The following is a 1,574-nucleotide window of genomic DNA, read 5'->3' on the forward strand; positions in this document are numbered from 1 at the left end:
CGCCCCCCCCCCCCCGGGTCACACCCCACAACCCCCCCCCCCCCCGCGGCGGGGCGGAAAAACACCCCCCCGGCCCCCCACGGACAGCTGTTTCGGCTGGTCGGCAGCCTCAGCAGTCCAGGTTCATGGCGCTGAAGGTGCGCTGGAACAGGCAGGCCACCTTGGCGTTCACCGCCGAGGAGATGGTGGAGGTGCCGGTGGAGGTGAACTCCTCGGCCACCGGCGAGGTCTCGACCACCGGCTCGGTGTAGGGCTGCAGCTGCAGCGGCGCGGCGTTCGCGGCGGACGCGCCCCCGGCCATCGCGCCCGCGAGGGCCAGCGTCGCCAGGGTGCCGCGCAGTCCGGCGCGAACGGTCGTGTGGTGCATGGTGTAGCTCCTCAATGAATCGTTGTGCGATATGACAGGCCCCGGAGGTGACCGGGACACAGCGGGGGGATCAGAGCGGCGCTGATCACGGCAGACGCCAGTCGACGGGTTCGGCGCCCTGCTTCTCGAGCAGTTCGTTGGCCCGGGAGAAGGGGCGGGAACCGAAGAAGCCGCGCGAGGCCGACAGCGGCGAGGGATGCGCGGACTCGATGTAGGGCACGCCCGCCTCGTTCAGCAGCGGGCGCAGGGTGCCCGCGTCGCGGCCCCACAGGATCGCCACCAGCGGCGCGCGCCGGGCGACCAGGGCTCGAATGGCCTGCTCGGTGACCGCCTCCCAGCCCTTGCCTCGATGCGAGGCGGCCTGGCCCGGCGTCACGGTGAGCACCCTGTTCAGCAGCAGCACGCCCTGGTCGGACCACGGGCTCAGATCGCCGGTGGTCGGGGTGGGGTGGCCGAGGTCCTTGTGCAGCTCGGTGAAGATGTTGACCAGGCTGCGCGGGATCGGCGAAACATCCGGCGCCACCGAGAAACTCAGGCCCATGGCGTGGCCGGGCGTCGGGTAGGGGTCCTGGCCGACGATCAGGACCCGGACGTCGGCGAAGGGACGCTGGAAGGCGCGTAAGACGTTCTCCCCCTTGGGCAGATAGCCCCTCCCGGCCGCGTTCTCCGCGCGGAGGAACTCACCCATGGCCGTGATCCGATCGGCCACCGGCGCGAGCGCTTCGGCCCAGCCCGGGTCGACGATTTCCGACAGTGGTTTCGAGCCCATGACCGGACAACCTATCGCGCTTCGGCGCCGGGCGCAGCCTCCGCCCCACGGAACGATTCCCAGCCCCCGCTGCCCGATCGCGGCACGCCGTCGACGGTGACGCCGGACCCCTCGCCGACCACGCCGATCACCCGCCACCCGGCGGGCAGGTCGGCCTCGGCGGGCCAGGCGGCGGCGAAGGCATGGTCCTCACCCCCGGTCAGAACCCATTGCGCCGCATCGGCATTCAGCGCTGCGGCCAGCGGTTCCAGGTCGGGCTCGCGCAGCGCGGGCCAATGCAGGTCGACCGCGACGCCGGACGCGGCGGCCAGGTGGCCGAGATCGGCGAGCAGCCCGTCGGAGACATCGGTCATGGCGTGCGGTCGGGGGGCCTCGCCGAGGGGGACGGCCTCGTACGCAGCCCCGAACTGGTGATCTCGGTGACCGCCTTCGGCGACC

General features: G+C 72.4%; 3 protein-coding genes. All 3 read right to left on the bottom strand.

The window, feature by feature from the left end; genetic code table 11:
* Positions 1-109: 109 nt before the first annotated feature.
* Complete coding sequence (locus QH283_RS20915) at positions 110-367, bottom strand: hypothetical protein (RefSeq protein ID WP_280504669.1); 258 nt, start codon at positions 365-367, stop codon at positions 110-112.
* A gap of 85 nt (positions 368-452) precedes the next feature.
* Complete coding sequence (locus tag QH283_RS20920) at positions 453-1,136, bottom strand: uracil-DNA glycosylase (protein WP_280504670.1); 684 nt, start codon at positions 1,134-1,136, stop codon at positions 453-455.
* Positions 1,137-1,147: 11 nt separating this feature from the next.
* Positions 1,148-1,574: AIR synthase-related protein (locus QH283_RS20925; protein ID WP_280504671.1), on the bottom strand; the 427-nt coding region annotated here is incomplete at its 5' end.

It is taken from the genome of Nocardia farcinica, assembly GCF_029867845.1.
GTDB classification, from domain to species: Bacteria; Actinomycetota; Actinomycetes; order Mycobacteriales; family Mycobacteriaceae; genus Nocardia; species Nocardia farcinica_A.

Coding starts and splice junctions, on each gene's coding strand:
- QH283_RS20920 (WP_280504670.1), bottom strand. CDS start 1,136: ATGGGCTCGAAACCACTGTCGGAAATCGTCGACCCGGGCTGGGCCGAA.
- QH283_RS20915 (WP_280504669.1), bottom strand. CDS start 367: ATGCACCACACGACCGTTCGCGCCGGACTGCGCGGCACCCTGGCGACG.